A 17,525-nucleotide genomic window follows, 5' to 3' on the forward strand; every position below is an offset into this window, starting at 1 on the left:
CGCGGCCGTGGGGGCTACTCCTTGCGGCCCCAGGCCGAGATCATCGGGGCGGTGGCGAGATCCATGGCGCCCGCCTCCACGTTGGCCAGGTGCTGGTCGACGTCCGCGTCCGTGGCGAGACCGGCCGCGACGAGCCGGTCGCGGATCTGCCGGACCGTGGCCGCCTCCAGCGCGGTGCACGCGGGTGAGGCGACCGGGAAGTAGGCGTCGGCCTCCACCTCGCGCAGTCCTGCCTCGCGGAGCAGCCGCGGAAGCTTGCGGCCGTACGACAGGTCGGCGCCCCGTTCCGCGAGGAGCTTGCGGAAGCCCTGGCGCAGGCGGTTGGCGAGCCGCTGCTCGGGGCCGTACTCGTAGGGGGAGGTGAGGGGCTGGAGGGCGGGGTCGGCATCCTCGATCAGCAGCCGTCCGCCGGGGCGCAGGGCCTTGATCATGGAACGCAACGCCCGTTCGCGGTCCGGCACATGGACCAGGACCAGCCGGGCGTGCACCAGGTCGAACCCCTCTCCCGGGGGTTCGTCGGCGCCGACGTCGTGGGTGCGGACCTCGACCGGCGGGTGGGCGGCCGCGGCGAGCAGCGAGGTGTCGATGTCGGTGGCGACGACCTGGCCGGCCGGTCCCACCTTCGCGGCCAGCCAGGAGACCACGGAGGTGCCGCCCGCCCCTACCTCCCAGCAGCGCCAGCCCGTCGTGAGACCGGACGCCTCGAGGTGCCGGAAGGTGGTCGGGTCGAAGAGCCGGGCGAAGGCGTCGAAGCGCTGTCCGGCCTCGCTCTGGCGGTTGTCGAGCAGGTATCCGTCGGCTTGTGTCATGAAGGGATGATCCCAGTTGCCCGGCTTGTCCTGGAGGGTCGGCGCCGGGGAGCCGGTCGTCCACAGCCGGGAACCAACCGGAACCCGCTGTTCCCACAGGCTTACCCGCGTCTCACACCGGGCTGGCAGACTTGCCCGGCAAGGCGCGGAAGGGTTGTGCGAGGGGATCCACGCAAGGAGTTCCGGATGACGATGGCAGGGAATCTGCGGAAGGTCACAGGGCTGGGCAGGGCCGGCGGCCTGCGCAAGGTGGCGCGGTTGGCCCGGCGGCGGCCCCGCGTCGACCTGAACCATCACGCGCGGTCCCCGCTGGGCTCCTCGGTGGTGAACTGCGTGACGTACGAGGACGGCGTGCGCGTCCCGGAGCGCAGCGATCTGTACTCGGCCGTGGAGCGGGTACGCAAGAAGGGTGAGGGGTTCGTCTGGCTGGGGCTGCACGAGCCCACGGACAGCGAGTTCGCGGGCATCGCGGAACTCTTCGACCTGCACCCGCTGGCCGTCGAGGACGCGGTCGAGGCCCATCAGCGCCCCAAGGTGGAGCGGTACGGCGAGACGCTGTTCGCGGTGTTCAAGACGGTCTGCTACGTCGAGCACGAGAAGCTGACCGCGACCAGCGAGGTGGTGAACACCGGCGAGATCATGGTGTTCGTCGGTGCGGACTTCGTGATCACGGTCAGGCACGGCAGGCACGGCTCGCTGGGGCCGCTGCGGGAGGAGTTGGAGGCCGCACCGGGGCAGTTGGCCAAGGGACCGGCCGCGGTGCTGCACGCGATCGCGGACCATGTGGTGGACGACTACCTGAACGTCACGGACTCCGTGCAGGCCGACATCGACCAGGTCGAGGCGGACGTGTTCGCGCCGGACGGTGCCCGGGCCGACCCGGGGCGGATCTACCAGATGAAGCGTGAACTCCTGGAGCTGAAACGGGCGGTGGTGCCGCTCGCCCGGCCGATGGAGGAGCTGACCACCCGGCCGTCCCGGGTGATCCCGCCGGAGATACAGACGTACTTCCGGGACGTGCTCGACCACCTGATGCGGGCGAAGGAGCAGATCGCGTCCTTCGACGAGTTGCTCAACTCCATCCTCCAGGCGCATCTGGCGCAGGTGACGGTCGCGCAGAACGAGGACATGCGGAAGATCACGGCCTGGGCCGCGGTGATCGCCGTGCCGACGATGGTGTGCGGCGTGTACGGAATGAACTTCGATCACATGCCGGAGCTGCACTGGCGGTTCGGCTATCCGCTCGTCCTCGGGGTCATATCCGCGGCGTGTCTGGCCCTGTACCGGGGGTTCAGGCGCAACGGCTGGCTCTGACACCCGAGGCCGCCGCGCTCGTGCGGGGTCGGGCTCGCCGGGACGCTCAGCCGCTCCACGCCGGATGACGGGGGTCGTCGGCGCGGACCAGGACGTCGGCCGTGCCGACGGGGTCGGTCTCGGCCGTGTAGCGCTCGAAGGCGGGCAGGGTCCAGTGCTCGCTCTCGGGGGTACGGCGGCGCAGGGCGCCGGGAGTCAGCAGGAGGTGGACGGTCAGGTCGAACGGGAACCAGTGCCGCAGCAGGAGCGGTCCGTGCAGCAGCAGCAGGCCGCCGGGCGGGAGGGAGACGTAGGGGCTGCGGGTGGCGCGGTCGGTGGCGGGGTCCCAGAGGTCGGGCAGGACGCGGCCGGTGCCGCCGGGGTCGAGGGGGCCGAAGACCTCACGCCACAGGGCGTTGGTGTCGAACCAGCCGCCGTAGTACGACTCCGCGTCCCGGTGACCGTGCTCCAGGCGCAGTGAGGCGGGGCGCAGGAAGCCCTCGGTGTCCACGACGAGCGACGGCCGGCCCCGGACCCGCAGCGCCTCGCCGACGCGTTGCGCGAGGTCGCCGGGCCGGGCCGCCGGGGCGCCGTCGAAGGCGACACGCGGCCAGGCGCCACCGTCGGCGGGCGTGAGGTCGGCCAGCCGCTCGGCGAGGCGCTCGGCGAGCCGGTCCCAGGTGATCGCTTCGAGTCGCACGGGGCCATGATGCCTCGCCGGGCGGGACCACCGGGCATGCCGGGGGCCTGCCCCGGGAGACGTCTCTAGGCACCGGCCTGCCACGGCCGAGGCGACGGCCGAGGCGACCGCACGGTGCGCCGCCGGGGCGGTGCCCGGCCCGCGGGGGCGGAGGCGAAGGACGTGTGGTCAGGCCCCGGAGCGGGGGGAAAGAACCGCGTATGACGCGTCTCGCAACTCCCCCTCATCACGGCGGACTTCTGGTCGTGCAGCCACTTCGGCACCGGCGGTGTGCGGCGTGCCGGCGGGGACCGTTGTCGTTGCTGGTGCTGGAGGACGGGGCGCCGCGGTGTCTTCAGTGCGCTGATCTCGGGCACCTGGTGTTCCTGCCGCGGGGCGACACCGCGCTGACCCGGCGGTCGCGGGAGGAGAGCACGCTGTCGGCGGTGGTGGTGCGGTTCAACCGGCGCAAGGCCAGGTACGAACGGCAGGGCGTCCTGGTGGAGGAGGCCGCGCTGGCCCGGGCCGAGGCGCGGTGTCTGGCGGACGCCGAGGCGCGGCGGCGCCGGCGGGCACGGGACGCGAAGCTCCGGGCGGCGCAGGACGTGCGGTTCACGCGGGCCTTCGCGGCGGAGATCCTTCGGCTGTTCCCGGGCTGCCCGGCGGAGCGGGCCCTGGCGATCGCGACCCACGCCTCGGTGCGGGGCAGCGGGCGGGTGGGGCGTAGCGCGGCCGGGCGGTCGCTGGCGGAGGGGGCGGTGGTCTCGGCGGTGGTGGCGGGGGTGCGGCATGTGGACACGCCGTACGACCAGCTGCTGATGAGCGGGGTCCCGCGGTACGAGGCGCGACGGCGGATCGCGGGGACGGTGGAGGCGGTGCTGCGGACGTGGGAGGCAGGGGTGGAGGTGCGGTTGACCGGATGATCGCGTACGTGGGTGTCCGTGGACGCCCGTCCCGGTCGCGGGAGGGGGCGGCTGGTGGGCACTGACCTGAGCGGCGGAGGTTGTCGGGCGTGGGTGGGGTGTGGTGGTCGTGATCGACGGACCGTATGACGTTCATGCCGGTGTTCGCGGGGTCGCCGGCCACTCTGCGGGCGGCTTCGGGCGGACGTATCGTGGCCGCAAGAGTGCCGCCCGACGAGGCACGGCCTGGGGTGAACGTACGCGAGGAAGACGACCATGGCCGATCCCAAGGGGTTCATGACCACGCAGCGCGAGGAGTGGCGGCGGCGGCCGGTCGAGGAGCGGGTACGCGACTGGGACGAGGTCTACGTCCCCGGGGCGCTGCTGCCGATCATCAGCAGGCAGGCGGACCGCTGCATGGACTGCGGGGTGCCGTTCTGCCACGACGCGTGTCCGCTCGGCAATCTGATCCCGGAGTGGAACGACCTGGTGTCGCGGGAAGACTGGCGGGCGGCGAGCGACCGGCTGCACGCGACGAACAACTTCCCCGAATTCACCGGACGGTTGTGCCCGGCGCCGTGCGAGGCGGGCTGCGTGCTCGCGATCAACCAGCCGGCCGTCACGATCAAGAACGTCGAGTGCGCGATCGCCGACCGGGCCTGGGCGGAGGGGTTCACCGCGCCGATGCCGCCGGAGCGGCTGTCCGGGCGGACGGTCGCGGTGATCGGGTCGGGACCGACCGGGCTCGCGGCGGCGCAGCAGCTGACCCGGGCCGGGCACACGGTCGCCGTGTACGAGAAGGACGACCGGCTCGGGGGGCTGATGCGGTACGGCATCCCCGCGTTCAAGATGGAGAAGCACCATCTGGAGCGGCGGCTGGAGCAGATGCGGGCGGAGGGGACGAAGTTCCGTACGTCGGTGACGGTCGGACGGGACGTGGGGGCGGCGGAGCTGCGGGCCCGGTACGACGCGGTGGTGATCGCGACCGGTGCGACGGCGTGGCGGGAACTTGAGGTGCCGGGAAGGGAGTTGGAGGGGATACACCAGGCGATGGAGTATCTGCCGCTGGCCAACCGGGTGTGCGAGGGCGATCTGCCCGAGTCGCCGATGTCGGCGGCCGGGAAGCATGTGGTGATCGTGGGCGGGGGTGACACGGGGGCGGACTGCCTGGGGACGGCGGTGCGGGAGCGGGCCGCTTCGGTGACCCAGCTGGACATCTACGCACAGCCGGGTGCGGAGCGGGACGAGGACCTCGAGCCGTGGCCGACGTATCCGAAGGTCTACCGGCTGTCCGCGGCGCACGAGGAGGCGCGGGACCTGGAGACGGCGCCCGCGGCTGACGCGGACGCGCGGTTGTTCGCGGCGTCGACGCTGCACTTCGCGGGCGACGGGAGCGGGCATGTGCGGTCGTTGCACCTGGTGGAGGTGGACGCGGCCCGCCGGCCGGTGCCGGAAAGCGGGCGGACGCTGCCCGTGGACATGGTGCTGCTGGCGCTCGGTTTCTCCGGACCGGACCGCGCGGACGGCCTCCTCGACCAGCTGGCGGTGGCGACGGAGCCGCGCGGGACGATCAGCAGGGACGCCGGGTTCGCGACGAACGTGCCCGGGGTGTTCGCCGCGGGGGACGCGGCGCGCGGGCAGTCGCTGATCGTATGGGCGATCGCGGAGGGACGGGCGGTGGCGGCGGCTGTCGACCGGTATCTCATGGGCAGTTCACAGCTGCCGGCACCAATATCACCGTACGACCGGCCGATGGTCGTATAACCGAAGGTCGTTCAGCGCTTACGGCTTACGGCCCAGTGCCCCGTAGCCAGGGATCACCCCGTCGTCCTGTCCCGGCACCGGCTCGCCCAGTTCCGGGTGCCAGTGGTGGACCACCGACACCCCGGGCTCGACGAGTTCCAGCCCGTCGAAGAAGCTGCCGAACTCCTTGCGCGAGCGCAGCGCCAGCGTGACCCCGGCCGCCCTGAGTTTCGCGGTGGCCGCCGCCGACTCCTCCGGGGTGAAGTCGGCGGTGGCGTGGGTCATCACCAGGTAGCTGCCGGACGGCAGTTCGGACAGCAGTCTGCCGACCAGTTCGTGCGCCCCGTCCTCGTCCGAGACGAAGTGGAGCAGGGCGACCAGCGACAGCGCGACGGGGCGGTCGAGGTCCAGGACCTCGCGCGCGCCGGCGATGATCGCCGCCGGGTCGCGCACATCGGCCTGGAGGTACTCGGTCGCGCCCTCGGGCGTGCTGCGCAGCAGGGCCGCCGCGTGGGCCAGCACGATGGGGTCGTTGTCGCAGTACACGATCCGGGCCTCGGGTGCGATGCCCTGGGCGATCTGGTGCAGGTTCGGCTCGGTCGGGATGCCCGTGCCGATGTCCAGGAACTGCCGGACGCCGTGCTCGGCCAGCCAGCGCGTGGCGCGGTGCATGAAGGCGCGGTTCACCCGGGCCATCACCGGCACCCGGGGGTCGAGGGCCAGCATCTGCCGACCCATCTCCTCGTCGACGGGGTAGTTGTCCTTGCCGCCGAGATACCAGTCGTACATGCGGGCCGGGTGCGGCTTGCCGGTGTCGATCACGGTGCGGTCCTGCCCAGTCATGAGGCACTCCATAAGCGTCGAACGCGGTCGCAGATCAATTGATTACCAAGAGAAAGAAGGTGAACGAGCGAACAGCAAAGGGCTTGAACGAGATGCGGAGCAGCTTCAGCAGTACAGGGTCAGGAGAGCAGGAAGTCGGCCTCCCCCGCCTTGGCGCCCTCGATGAAGGCCGTCATCTCGTCGGTGGTGTAGATCAGCGCCGGTCCGTCCGGGTCGGTCGACTGCCGGACGGCGATCCGGCCGTCGGCCAGTTTCATCGCCTCCAGGCAGTTGCCTCCGTTGCCGCCGCTCCACGGCTTGTGCCAGCCCTCGCTGCCCAGTTCCCCCGCGGGCATGCCGTTGTAGATCCGCCCCGCGCGGTTGCGCGGCCCGGACTGGTGTTTGATGCGATCCATTCACAGCTCCTTGCGGAGATCCCGGAGGATCTCCTTCGTGCGTTGTGCCGTGGCGGCCTGCGCCGCCATGCGGTCCATGACCTCCAGGTGGGTGGCCACCTCGGTGCGCGCGTCCAGGTAGACGGCGCCGGTCAGGTACTCGCTGTAGACCATGTCCGGCAGTTCGGGCATGGCGAACCGGAAGAGTACGAAGGGCCCGTACGTCCCCGGGTGCGGCCCGCTCGCGAACGGGACGACCTGGAGCGTCACATTGGGCAGGTCCGTGACCTCGAGCAGACGGTCGATCTGCGCACGCATCACCTCCGGGCCGCCGACGGGGCGGCGCAGCACGGTCTCGTCCAGCACCGCCCAGAAACGGGGCGCGTCGGGACGGGTGAGCAGGTCCTGGCGTTGCATGCGCAGGGCGACATGCCCCTCGATGTCCTCGGGCCGGGTCTGCCCGATGGCACCGGACCGCAGCACCCCGCGCGCGTAGTCCTCGGTCTGCATCAGGCCGGGGACGAAGTGCGGTTCGTAGGAACGGATCAGGCTCGCCGCGCCCTCCAGGCTGACGTACATGGAGAACCAGCCGGGGAGGATGTCGTGGAACCGCTGCCACCAGCCCGGCTTGTTGGCGTCCTCGGCGAGCCGGACGAAGAGGTCGGCCTCGTCGTCGGCCACTCCGTAGGCCTTCAGGAGGAGTTGGAGGTAGGGAATCTTGAGGGCGACCTCGGCCGTCTCCATGCGGCGGACGGTGGCGGGCGCCACGCGGAGCACCCGGGCGGCCTCCTCCCGCTTGAGTCCCGCGCGTTCCCGCAGGTCGAGGAGGCGCCGGCCGAGGACCACCTGGCCCACCGTCGGCGCGGACCGCGGCTCGCTCACGCTCCACCCACCTCCATGAAGTTCCCTGACCGGGCCGCCCCGGGCGCGCCGGACGGCCGCCTACAGGTGTCACCCGGCCTGCCGACGACCCGGCTGCGCCCGGGCACCCGAAACAGCCGGAATTCACCTGTTCGGCACCCTCGGTCGCATGGGCCGGATCGGTCCGCAGGATCCTCACTGATCCCAACCGGCGTCGCTCGACATGCCGTTGCGAGCAGTGTGCCACGGCCTTTCACTCCGTCACACAGCACTCTGCATTTTTCAGAGTGACACTTGCCAAGTGTTCGAGGCGGGGCGATAGTGGCAAGCGTGATTCCGTCCGCGCCCTTAGGAACAGACGCCGTCCGGGACCGTCTTGGTCTCGGCGCCACCGCGGGAGTCGCCCCAGGTGGGGGCGGCGCCGAGCGCCGGTTCCGGTTCGAGCTGGCCGCTCATCCGGGCTCCCCGGCCCAGGCCAGGCGTCTGGCACGGGCCCGGCTGACCGGTTGGTCGCTCTGCGCGGACACCTGTGACACCGCGCTGCTCGTCCTGTCCGAGCTGGTGACCAACGCGATCGTGCACACCGCGAGCACTCGGGTGGTGTGCGAGTTGCGCGATGGCGACGACACCGTGCGCATAGCCGTGCACGACGAGGGCTGTGCGCCCGACGAACCGCATCCGTCCCCGCAGCGTCCCGAGGAGGAGCACGGGAGGGGACTGCTCCTCGTCGAAGCGCTGTGCCTGGCCTGGGGGGCCCAGGAGCACGGGCCCGGCCTGCTGGTCTGGGCGGAGCTGCCGCGCCGGACCGACGCCGCCGCGGACACCCTCAAACCCAGCGACGACCTCGGCTGGGGCGCCCCTCCGGACCCGGGTCCGACGCGCGACTCGTCCCGCGGGACCCGACGTGATCCGGTGCACCGCCCTTCGCCGGGTACCGGCGAGGAGGCACAACCGGAGGCCCGGTACACGGTGCCGGAGGCCCGGCGCCCGTTCCCGAGGCGGGGGCAGGCGTGACCGCCGTTCCCGGCCCGGGGCTGCCGCTCGGCCTCGACACCCTGGTCCGCCTGCAGCGGGCCCGACGGCCGGGATCCGGGACCGGCCCCCGCAGGCTGCCGGTGCCCGAGGGCATGACGGCACCGCTGGGCAGCGACGCGGTGGCCGTACCGGCGGGGCTCGGGCCGCTGGTCGCGCCCCGGCTGCCTCGGGTGGGGTGCGTGTACGCCGATGGCACGCACTGGTGGTGGATCGTTCCGGCGGACTCCGACGACGCCCTCGGCTGGCCCGCCCCCGCCCTCTACAGCCCCGGCGCCGCGCTCCCCGGCGACGCCCGGCTGATCCACCGCCCCCGGGGGACGCTGCCGTACACCCCGCCCATACCCCTGTACCTCGCCCTGTGCCGGGTGACGGGGACGACCCCGGAATGGTCCCGCCGGCTGAGCGCGTGACCGCTGCGCGAGCCGGCCGCCAGGCGAACCCGGCCCTTCCCCTCGCCTCGCCGCACCGCACCCCCAGCACACTCCCCCGTGCCTCCCGAGCCCCGTCGCGCGCCCTGCCCGGCGGCTGTCGGGGCCCGCGATAGTGGCCGTTCGTCGGCGGCTCCGGGGAGGATCGTGGTGAGGAAGCGGCGGGATGCGGCGGCGCCAGAGGTGTCCGAGTCGGAGCGGCTGCTGTTCGGGGGGCCGCTCCGCTACGACATGGGCTGGAACCAGCACGGGGACGCCTTCCTGGAGCTGGACTTCCGCGCCATGATGACCCGGCTGCCCGGCATGCTCGCGTCCAGCCTGCGGCTGGCCCGGCAGGCGGACGCCCGGGACGCGCGGACCGTGCTGCTGGCCCAGTTGGGCGTCGGCGCGACCCAGGCCGTGAGCCTGCTGGCCGTGAACAGTGTGCTGGGCCGGCTGATCGGCACCGGCGCCATCGAGGAGCGGCTGCGCGACGCCGCCCCCGTCCTGGTCACCATGGCTGCCGTCATGTTCCTGGGCGCGCTGCTGCGCGCCGCGTCGACCTACGCCACGGGCCGCCTGGAACCGAAGGTCGAGCGGGTGGCGACGGAGCTGTACCTGGAGCGGGCGGCGGCCGTCGAACTCGCCGCGATCGAGGACCACGCCTTCCACAAGCTGCTGGACACCGCGCAGTACGGCGCCTCGTCGGCCCGCCGCATGATCAGTTACGGCACCCGCGTGGTGAACGCGATGATCTCGCTGATCGCGGCGGCCGGCGTGCTGACCGTGCTGCACCCGGCCCTGCTCCCGCTGCTGATCACGATGACGATCCCGAGCGCCTGGGGCGCCCTGACCAACGCCCGGCGCCGCTACGAGTCGTTCCACACCTGGGTGCAGCACGCCCGCGCGGGCCACCTGATCAGCAGCCTGCTCACGGAGCCGGAGGCGGCGCCGGAGATCCGGGTGCACGGGGTCGGCCCGTTCCTGCTGCGGCACTTCCGGTCGATGTCGGAGACGGCGGAGGCCGAGCAGGCCCGGCTGGCGCGGCTCGCGGCCCGTACCGGTCTGATCGCGGCGGCCTGGACCGGCTTCGCGACCGTCGCGACCTACGCCACGCTGGGCGCACTGCTGCTGAGCGGTGCGATGGCCCTGTCGGTGGCCGGGACGGCGGTGATCGCGATCCGCACCGGCTCGTCGAGCCTCGACACGCTCGTTCTGGAGATCAACACCCTGCACGAGGAGGCGCTGTTCGTCGGCGATCTGGAGCGGCTGTACGTGGAGGCCGCCGAGCGGGCGATCCCGGTCGGCGGGGACCTCCTGCCGGAGGATCCGCAGGAGATCCGCTTCGAGAACGTCACCTTCACCTATCCGAGTGACGACCCGGGCGACGGTCCGGGTTCCGCCCCGCGCCCCGCCCTGGACGACGTGACCCTCTCCCTCCCCCTCGGCCGGATCATCGCCCTGGTCGGCGAGAACGGTTCCGGCAAGACCACCCTGGTCAAGCTGCTGGCCGGGCTGTACCAGCCGGACCGGGGCCGCATCCTGTGGGACGGCGTCGACGCGGCGCGGGCCGACCGGCACCGGCTCGCCGAACGCATCGCGATGGTGGCCCAGGACTTCAAGCGCTGGCCGTTCACCGCCAAGGTCAATGTGGCCGTCGGCCGCTCGTCGGCGCCGCTCACCGAGGAGCGGCTGGCCGCGTCGGTCGCGGAGGCGGGCGCTCAGGAGGTGGTCCAGGACCTGCCGCGCGGCCTGGAGACGCTGCTGGCGCGCAGCTTCAGCGGCGGGCACGAGCTGTCCGGCGGTCAGTGGCAGCGCCTCGGCATCGCGCGGGCCGCCTACCGGCGCGGGCACATCCTGATCGTGGACGAGCCCACGGCCGCCCTGGACGCCCGGGCCGAACTGGAGGTCTTCGAGAAGATCCGGGCGCTGGCGGGCAGCGGGCAGACGGTCGTACTGATCACCCACCGGCTCGCGTCGGTCCGGCACGCGGATCTGGTGCACGTCCTCGACCAGGGCCGGGTGGTGGAGTCCGGGACTCCGGACGAGCTCCTGGCGAGCGGCGGTGTCTACGCGGAGCTGTACGGGCTCCAGGCGAACCAGTTCACGGCCGCGGTGCCCGCCCGGAAGGCGGGCTAGTTCTCGACGCTCTCGCCGGCGCGCACGATGACCAGGAAGGTGTCGGTCGCCAGGTCCATCACCACCTCCGCGGGCAGCCCTTCCAGCCGCCGGGCCTGTGCGAACTCCTCTGCAGGCCATGATCCTCGCGGTCCGCCTGCGGGAAAGCGTTCGAGCACGGTTCGCCCGTTCACCATCCTGCACCTCCAGAGCTGCGTCGTACGTGTAGGAGTTAACGCTCTGGAGAACGTGAATGGCTCGCCCGGTGACCGTACTGAGACACAGCCGACACCCTGTCGGCGCGGAGGGTGAGAGTCCGTTGACTTTCGGCCACCTTCGCGACCGCTTGTGTCAGTCCTCGTACTCGTCGTGATAGCGCACGCGGTCGCTGCCCGCGGGGGTCCGGCCCAGGGCCGTCAGGTCGAGCAGGGAGGCGACCGAGCCGAGCCCGTCGAGTCCGTGGTCGTACACCGAGTACGTGTGGAAGACCCGGTCCGACTCCCGCAGGAAGCAGCTGATCCCGGGACGTTCCACCGGTTCGTCGTCCACCACGATGGTCGCCTCGAAGTCGCGGTTGAAGTCGCGGCCGACGTCGCTGTGGCAGGAGGAGTACCAGGGGACCGTCCAGCCCATCCGTGCCTTGAACGGCAGGATCCGGGTGAACGGTGCCCGGGAGACCGCCGCGAACGAGGTGCCGCGTGCCCGCAGATGCGCGAGGTGGCCGATCTGGTCCAGGAAGGCGGCGCAGCCGGGGCAGCCGGCCTCCCACTCGGGGGCGAACATGAAGTGGTGGACCACCAGTTGGGTACGTCCGTCGAAGAGGTCGAGCAGGTTCGCCTTGCCGTCGCCGCCCACGAAGACGTACTCGGGGTCCACCTCGACCATGGGCAGCCGGCGCCGCTCGGCGCTGAGCGCGTCCCGCGCGCGCGTGAGCGCCTCCTCCTTCAGCAGTAGCTCCTCGCGAGCGGCACGCCAGCGCTCACGCGAGACGATCTCCGGAAGCGACATGGGTCCTCCTGTACGGCGGTCGGTTCCGGGTGGTGACCGTGGGAGGACGCAGAACTCATCGGCGCGGCCGAAGAATTCTTCTGCGTCGCCGTCAGCCGGCGAGCCGCGCGGCGACCGGCATCCGCGGCACGGCGACCCCGTACCGCTGCCCGCCCTGCGTCAACTCGGCTGCCAGGTCTTCGAGCTGCCGGGTGTGGCGGGCGGTGAGCCGACCGGTCTCGTCGAGGTGCACGGCGCACGCGGTGGTGGTGTCCACGAGCCGTTCGAGTACGGCGGCCACCGCGTCGGTGCCCTCGGTGTGCCGGGCGAGAGCCGGGAGTTCGGCGGCGGCGAGGGCGATGGCGGAGCGTGCCTCGGTCAGGGTGCGGTAGGCCTCGCGGCGCAGTGCCCAGCGTTCGTCGCGGTCGCCGGACTCGCTCAGTACGTGGGCGAGGTAGGTGTGCGCGGCCCGCCCGGCCGTCGCCAGCCGGCCCCGGACGCCGCCACCGCGCTTCCCCGGCATCGGCAGGTGCCCGACGAGCAGGACCAGCGCGCAGGCCAGCAGGGTCTCGCCGATCCGGCTGACCGAGGCCTGCGGTTCGCCCCCGACCATGACCAGGGCGAGCACCAGGACGGTGACGACGGCGGTCTGTGCGGCGAAGTGCCTGGTGGCCACCGGGACGAGGGCGCCGCAGACGGCCACCAGGGCGATGAGTCCCTCGGGCCGGGGCAGGACGGCGGCGAAGCCCGCGAAGACGAGGGCGCCGAGCACTGTCCCGGCGGCCCGGCACAGCACCCGGGAGGCGAGCGGACCGAGGTCGGGCTTGACGAGGAAGACGGCGGTGGCCGGCAGCCAGTACCAGTGCTGGTGAGTGCCGTACCAGCGGGTGTGGTGCAGGGCCTGCGCGATGGCGGCGCTGACGCCGAAGCAGAGGGCGACCCGCAGCCCGTACTCCCGTCCGCCGCTGCCGAACGCGGCTCGCAGGACCTCCTTCGGGCCGCGGCGCCGGGCGGGCGGCCGCTGTTCCGCGCCCTCGGACCGGTCGAAGGCCTCGGCGGCCCGCAGCAGGGCGTCGTCGAGGGCGCGCAGGGCGGGCACCGCTCGGGACGGCGCGGGCAGCGGTCCGGTGCCGGCGTTCTCCCGGACGGCGGCGGCCAGTCGGCGGGGCCCCTCCGCGGCCCGCTCGGATATCGGTTCGCCCGCCCAGGCGAGGGCGGTGGCCGCCTCGGCGAGGGGCAGCGCGGCGGCGTACTGCGCGTGCAGCCGGCGCTCGGTGGCGGAACTGGCGTAGCGTCGCAGCCGGGGCCCGGTGAGCGCGTCCTGGGCGTGGTCGAGTGCCGTGCTCAGCGCCTTGCGCCGGCTGAGCGCGGCCTCGCCCGCGACGGCCTCCAGGAGGTCGGCGATGGCGTCGTACACACCGGCGACGGCGTCCCGCTCCCCGTCGAAGCGGTAGTCACCGGCGAGCGCGCCGGGCGTGGGCAGGGCGAGCCGCAGCGCCAGCAGCCATCCGGCGCCGGCGAGGAAGGCGAGGGCCCGCTGCCAGCCCGCCTCGGCCACCGGCATCCCGGCGCCGATGGCGGCGGCGACCAGCAACTGCGTTCCGGCGCCGGACGCGACGGGCCCGACGGCGCTGATGCCCCCGGCGGCCAGGCCGAGCCCCGTGAGCAGCAGGGTGAGGGGGACGGCGGTGAGGTGCGCGCCGCCGTACGTCCCGGCCAGCAGCCCCACCGCACCGGCCGCCGCGGGCGCCCCGAGCCGCCGCACGGCGGCCCGCCGGCTGCCGGGCCGGTCGTTGATCCCGGCGAGCATGGCGGCGATGGCGGCGACCACACCGAGGGAGGTGCGCTGGGCCAGGACCGCCGCGAGCAGCAACGGCCCGGCGGCCAGCGCCCCTCTGGTCACCGCGCTCCAGGGCACGGGTCCGCGCTGGGCGCGCAGGGCGTGGGCGAGCCACGGGGGCAGGGTGATACGGCGGGACACGGGGCTCCTGTCCGGGCGAGGGCGGGGTGTGCCTTCGGACGACGGTGGCCGGGCGCTGTCGGCTTCGTTGGCCAACGGTAGATCGGGTTCCCGTACGAAAAGGTTCGATTGCATTGCGCTGGTGTGACAAGTGTCCCGAAGGACCGAGTTCTTTATGAACGCAATTCCGCGCGGCCCCGATCGAGCGTGCTGGGAGGCGCGGTCGATCCCGGTGATCGGCGGCTGACAAAACAGGATGCGTCGCGTGTGCAGGGGGTGGATCATCAGTTGGTCGATCTGATCACCCGAGGGGTGGAGGGCGTGGGCGCTGAAGTGGTGCTGCGGCGGGCCGGTGGGGCGGATGCCGGAGCGGTGGCCGACGTCTGGCTGCGGTCGTACCGTGCCGCGCTGCCCACCGTCGTGCGGGCGCACTCGGACGACGAGGTGCGGGCGTACTTCCGGGACGTCGTGGTGCCGGAGCGGGAGACCTGGCTCGCGGAGGCGGCCGGGCTCGTCGTGGGGGTGATGGTGCTCGCGGGGGATCTGTTGTCGCAGTTGTACCTGGACCCCGGATGGCGGGGGCGGGGTCTCGGCGACCGGTTCGTCGCGCTGGCGAAGGAACGCTCGCCGCGAGGCCTCACGCTGTGGACGTTCCAGGTCAACGAGCCCGCCCGCCGGTTCTACGAGCGGCACGGCTTCGTCGCCGTCGAGTCCACGGACGGAAGCGGGAACGAGGAGCGGGAGCCGGACGTCCGCTACGTCTGGCAGCCCTGATCCCCGGCGCGGCTCCCCGGGACGACCGCCGCCGCCACCGCCGGGGCCGTCCCCCGGACTCCTCTGGCCTACGTCTCCTCGCCTGCCGTCGGCCGGTCCGGCGGCAGGCGGTGTCTGATCTCGTCCATGACCGACGAGTCGGTCAGGGTCGTCACGTCGCCGAGCGCACGGTGTTCGGCGACGTCCCGCAGCAGCCGGCGCATGATCTTCCCGGAGCGGGTCTTGGGGAGTTCGGTGACGACCAGGATCTCCCGGGGGCGGGCGATCGGGCCGATCTCCGTGGTGACGTGGGTGCGCAGCTGCGCCGCCACCTCCTCGGCCCCGGCCGCGCCCGCCTGCACGTCGCCACGCAGGATGACGAAGGCGACCACGCCCTGTCCGGTCGTCGCGTCGGTCGCGCCGACCACCGCCGCCTCCGCGACCAGCGGGTGGGAGACGAGGGCCGACTCGACCTCCGTGGTGGAGATGCGGTGCCCGGAGACGTTCATGACGTCGTCGACGCGGCCGAGCAGCCAGATGTCGCCGTCGTCGTCCTTCTTCGCGCCGTCCCCCGCGAAGTAGGTGCCGGGGAAACGCGACCAGTAGGTGTCGAGGTACCGCTGTTCGTCGCCCCAGATGGTGCGGAGCATCGCGGGCCACGGCTGGGTGAGGACCAGATAGCCGCCGGAGCCGTCGGGTACCGGCCGGCCTGTGTCGTCGACGACGTCGGCCGCGACACCGGGCAGCGGGCGCAGGGCGGAGCCCGGCTTGCAGACGCTCACGCCGGGCAGCGGGCTGATCATCTGGGCTCCGGTCTCGGTCTGCCACCACGTGTCGACGACCGGGCAGTCGCCGGAGCCGATGACCTCGCGGTACCAGATCCACGCCTCGGGGTTGATCGGCTCGCCGACCGAGCCGAGGAGGCGCAGCGACGTCAGGTCGAACTCGGCCGGGATGTCGGCGCCCCATTTCATGAAGGTGCGGATCGCGGTCGGGGCGCAGTAGAGGATGGACACCCGGTACTTCTCCACCAGTTCCCACCAGCGGCCCCGGTGCGGGGTGTCCGGCGCCCCCTCGTACAGCAGGGAGGTGACGCCGTTGGCCAGCGGGCCGTAGACGATGTACGAGTGGCCGGTGACCCACCCGATGTCGGCCGCCGTCCAGAAGACGTCCCGGTCCGGTTTGACGTCGAAGACCGCCCAGTGCGACCAGGCGACCTGGGTGAGATAGCCGCCGGTGGTGTGCAGGATGCCCTTGGGGCGGGCGGTGGTGCCGGAGGTGTACATGATGTACAGGGGGTGTTCGCTGTCGAACGCCTCCGCCCGGTGCTCGGCCGGCTGTCCGTCGACCGTCTCGTGCCACCACAGGTCCCGGCCGGGGAGCCAGTCCACCGGCTGCCCGGTACGCCGGACGACCAGCACGTGGCGGACCTCGGGGCAGCCGCGGAGTGCCTCGTCGACGGCCGGTTTCAGGGCGGAGGGGTGGCCGCGGCGGTAGCCGCCGTCCGCGGTGATCACCAAGCGGGCGTCGCAGTCGAGGATCCGGCCGCGCAGCGCCTCCGCGGAGAAGCCGCCGAAGACGACGGTGTGCGGGGCGCCGATGCGGGCACAGGCCAGCATCGCCACCACGGTCTCCGGGATCATCGGCATGTAGACGGCGACCCGGTCGCCCGCGGTGACGCCGAGCACCCGCAGGGCGTGGGCGGCCTTGCGGACCTCCGTCGTCAGCTGGGCGTAGGTGAGGGTGCGGGTGTCGCCGGGCTCGCCCTCCCAGTGGAAGGCGACCCGGTCGCCGAGGCCGGCGGCGACATGCCGGTCCAGGCAGTTGTACGCCGCGTTCAGGCGGCCGCCGGTGAACCAGCGGGCGAACGGGGCACGGCTCCAGTCCAGCACCTGGTCCCAGGGCTGCTCCCAGTCGAGCCGGCCGGCCGCCGCGGCCCAGAAGGCGAGGCGGTCGGCGTCGGCCCGTGCGTAGTCCTCCGCGGTGGCGTTGGCCACTGCGGCCAGCTCCGGGGGCGGCGGGAAGCGGCGCTCCTCGTGCAGCAGGTTGGAGAGCGTCCCGCCGCCGCTGTCGGTCATGCGTGGACCCCGAACGGCCCGTGGCGGTGGCCGCGGTGCGGGCGCAGGTGCTCGCCGATGTCCGGGAAGACGGGCAGGACGGCACGGTGGAAGGTGGAGTTGGTGACGCCGGCGAACGACGCGTACCAGGCGCACACCGCGGTGACCAGGCCGAGCCAGCCGCCGGCCTCGACGGTGCCGGGCGACTGCGCGAACTCGCCGACGCACAGCACGATGAACGTCGCCGACAGGGTGACCAGCACGGCCAGCAGGGCGCCCGTGGTGCGGGTGGCGGCGACGGTCATGTAGACCGTGAAGACCGCGAACACCAGCAGGAACAGGCCGGTCGCCTGGTGCACGGTGGCGGGCGGCAGGCTGCCCGCGACGAACCTCGCGTAGGCGGCGTAGGCGAGCCAGAAGGCGGCGTACGACCCGAAGGCGGTGGCGCCGAAGGTGTTGCCCTTGCGGAACTCCCACATGGCCGCGAGCAGCTGGGCCAGTCCGCCGTAGAACAGGGCGAGCGGGAGGACGAAGGTCGTCGCCGCGAAGGCACCGAGGCCGAGCGGGCCGGGGTCCGCGACGGTTCCGGTGTCGGTGCTAGGGGTGCTCATCTGCGCCTCCTCAGGCGGTGTGCCTAGGCGGTGTGCCTCACGAGGACGTGAGTCCGTCCCGGACACCACGGGGGCCGGCGGCGCCACGCGTCC

General features: G+C 72.8%; 17 protein-coding genes. 7 read left to right on the forward strand and 10 right to left on the reverse strand.

Annotation, left to right across the window (positions count from 1 at the left end; genetic code table 11):
• Positions 1-14 precede the first annotated feature (14 nt).
• Positions 15-809, reverse strand: a complete 795-nt coding sequence (locus ACZ3KP_RS26365) for a methyltransferase (RefSeq protein ID WP_467502142.1) — start codon at positions 807-809, stop codon at positions 15-17.
• 186 nt (positions 810-995) lie between these two features.
• Between ACZ3KP_RS26365 and ACZ3KP_RS26370 the strand changes: the two genes are divergently transcribed.
• Complete coding sequence (locus tag ACZ3KP_RS26370) at positions 996-2,123, forward strand: magnesium and cobalt transport protein CorA (protein WP_467502144.1); 1,128 nt, start codon at positions 996-998, stop codon at positions 2,121-2,123.
• Between the two features lie 46 nt (positions 2,124-2,169).
• On the opposite strand, the gene ACZ3KP_RS26375 is transcribed toward ACZ3KP_RS26370, so the two are convergent.
• Positions 2,170-2,802, reverse strand: coding sequence for a nucleoside/nucleotide kinase family protein (locus tag ACZ3KP_RS26375; RefSeq protein ID WP_358975422.1), 633 nt, complete (start codon positions 2,800-2,802; stop codon positions 2,170-2,172).
• Between the two features lie 200 nt (positions 2,803-3,002).
• Between ACZ3KP_RS26375 and ACZ3KP_RS26380 the strand changes: the two genes are divergently transcribed.
• Both ACZ3KP_RS26380 and ACZ3KP_RS26385 read left to right on the forward strand, forming a co-directional pair.
• Positions 3,003-3,704 (forward strand): DUF2293 domain-containing protein, encoded by a 702-nt coding sequence (locus tag ACZ3KP_RS26380; RefSeq protein WP_467502147.1) that lies wholly within the window; start codon positions 3,003-3,005, stop codon positions 3,702-3,704.
• 255 nt (positions 3,705-3,959) lie between these two features.
• Complete coding sequence (locus tag ACZ3KP_RS26385) at positions 3,960-5,447, forward strand: glutamate synthase subunit beta (protein ID WP_467502149.1); 1,488 nt, start codon at positions 3,960-3,962, stop codon at positions 5,445-5,447.
• Positions 5,448-5,465: 18 nt separating this feature from the next.
• Here ACZ3KP_RS26385 and ACZ3KP_RS26390 read toward each other — a convergent pair whose 3' ends face one another.
• The 3 genes from ACZ3KP_RS26390 to ACZ3KP_RS26400 form a co-directional block, all read right to left on the reverse strand.
• Positions 5,466-6,269: an SAM-dependent methyltransferase gene (locus ACZ3KP_RS26390; RefSeq protein WP_467502151.1), complete on the reverse strand. Its 804-nt coding sequence runs from the start codon at positions 6,267-6,269 to the stop codon at positions 5,466-5,468.
• Between the two features lie 119 nt (positions 6,270-6,388).
• The gene (locus tag ACZ3KP_RS26395) at positions 6,389-6,664 is read right to left on the reverse strand and encodes a DUF397 domain-containing protein (protein ID WP_467502153.1); all 276 of its coding nucleotides are present in this window, start codon (positions 6,662-6,664) and stop codon (positions 6,389-6,391) included.
• The gene (locus tag ACZ3KP_RS26400) at positions 6,665-7,525 is read right to left on the reverse strand and encodes a helix-turn-helix domain-containing protein (RefSeq protein ID WP_467502155.1); all 861 of its coding nucleotides are present in this window, start codon (positions 7,523-7,525) and stop codon (positions 6,665-6,667) included.
• 300 nt (positions 7,526-7,825) lie between these two features.
• Here ACZ3KP_RS26400 and ACZ3KP_RS26405 point away from each other — a divergent pair, with 300 nt between their 5' ends.
• The 3 genes from ACZ3KP_RS26405 (at position 7,826) to ACZ3KP_RS26415 (ending at position 11,085) form a co-directional block, all read left to right on the forward strand.
• Positions 7,826-8,518: an ATP-binding protein gene (locus ACZ3KP_RS26405; protein ID WP_467502157.1), complete on the forward strand. Its 693-nt coding sequence runs from the start codon at positions 7,826-7,828 to the stop codon at positions 8,516-8,518.
• Entirely contained in the window at positions 8,515-8,949 is a 435-nt protein-coding gene (locus ACZ3KP_RS26410) for a hypothetical protein (protein WP_467502159.1), read from the forward strand. The genes ACZ3KP_RS26405 and ACZ3KP_RS26410 overlap by 4 nt, the downstream gene beginning before the upstream one ends.
• 249 nt (positions 8,950-9,198) lie before the next feature.
• On the forward strand, positions 9,199-11,085 hold the full coding sequence (locus tag ACZ3KP_RS26415; RefSeq protein ID WP_467502419.1) for an ABC transporter ATP-binding protein: 1,887 nt from the start codon (positions 9,199-9,201) through the stop codon (positions 11,083-11,085).
• Here the strand turns inward: ACZ3KP_RS26415 and ACZ3KP_RS26420 are convergent.
• The 3 genes from ACZ3KP_RS26420 to ACZ3KP_RS26430 all read right to left on the reverse strand — a co-directional run bounded on the left by ACZ3KP_RS26420 (position 11,082) and on the right by ACZ3KP_RS26430 (position 14,032).
• A complete protein-coding gene (locus ACZ3KP_RS26420; RefSeq protein WP_467502161.1) occupies positions 11,082-11,261 on the reverse strand; it encodes a hypothetical protein in 180 nt (59 codons plus the stop codon). The genes ACZ3KP_RS26415 and ACZ3KP_RS26420 overlap by 4 nt on opposite strands.
• A gap of 154 nt (positions 11,262-11,415) precedes the next feature.
• Positions 11,416-12,072: a DUF899 domain-containing protein gene (locus ACZ3KP_RS26425; RefSeq protein WP_467502163.1), complete on the reverse strand. Its 657-nt coding sequence runs from the start codon at positions 12,070-12,072 to the stop codon at positions 11,416-11,418.
• Between the two features lie 91 nt (positions 12,073-12,163).
• Positions 12,164-14,032 (reverse strand): FUSC family protein, encoded by a 1,869-nt coding sequence (locus ACZ3KP_RS26430; RefSeq protein WP_467502165.1) that lies wholly within the window; start codon positions 14,030-14,032, stop codon positions 12,164-12,166.
• 300 nt (positions 14,033-14,332) lie between these two features.
• Here ACZ3KP_RS26430 and ACZ3KP_RS26435 point away from each other — a divergent pair, with 300 nt between their 5' ends.
• Entirely contained in the window at positions 14,333-14,785 is a 453-nt protein-coding gene (locus ACZ3KP_RS26435) for a GNAT family N-acetyltransferase (RefSeq protein WP_467502421.1), read from the forward strand.
• Positions 14,786-14,853: 68 nt separating this feature from the next.
• Here the strand turns inward: ACZ3KP_RS26435 and acs are convergent, their stop codons facing one another.
• Both acs and ACZ3KP_RS26445 read right to left on the reverse strand, forming a co-directional pair.
• Positions 14,854-16,842, reverse strand: a complete 1,989-nt coding sequence (gene acs, locus ACZ3KP_RS26440; RefSeq protein ID WP_467502167.1) for an acetate--CoA ligase — start codon at positions 16,840-16,842, stop codon at positions 14,854-14,856.
• Positions 16,839-17,432 (reverse strand): acetate uptake transporter, encoded by a 594-nt coding sequence (locus ACZ3KP_RS26445; RefSeq protein WP_467502169.1) that lies wholly within the window; start codon positions 17,430-17,432, stop codon positions 16,839-16,841. The genes acs and ACZ3KP_RS26445 overlap by 4 nt, the downstream gene beginning before the upstream one ends.
• Positions 17,433-17,525: the final 93 nt, after the last annotated feature.

This window comes from Streptomyces sp. NPDC020958, from assembly GCF_055562175.1.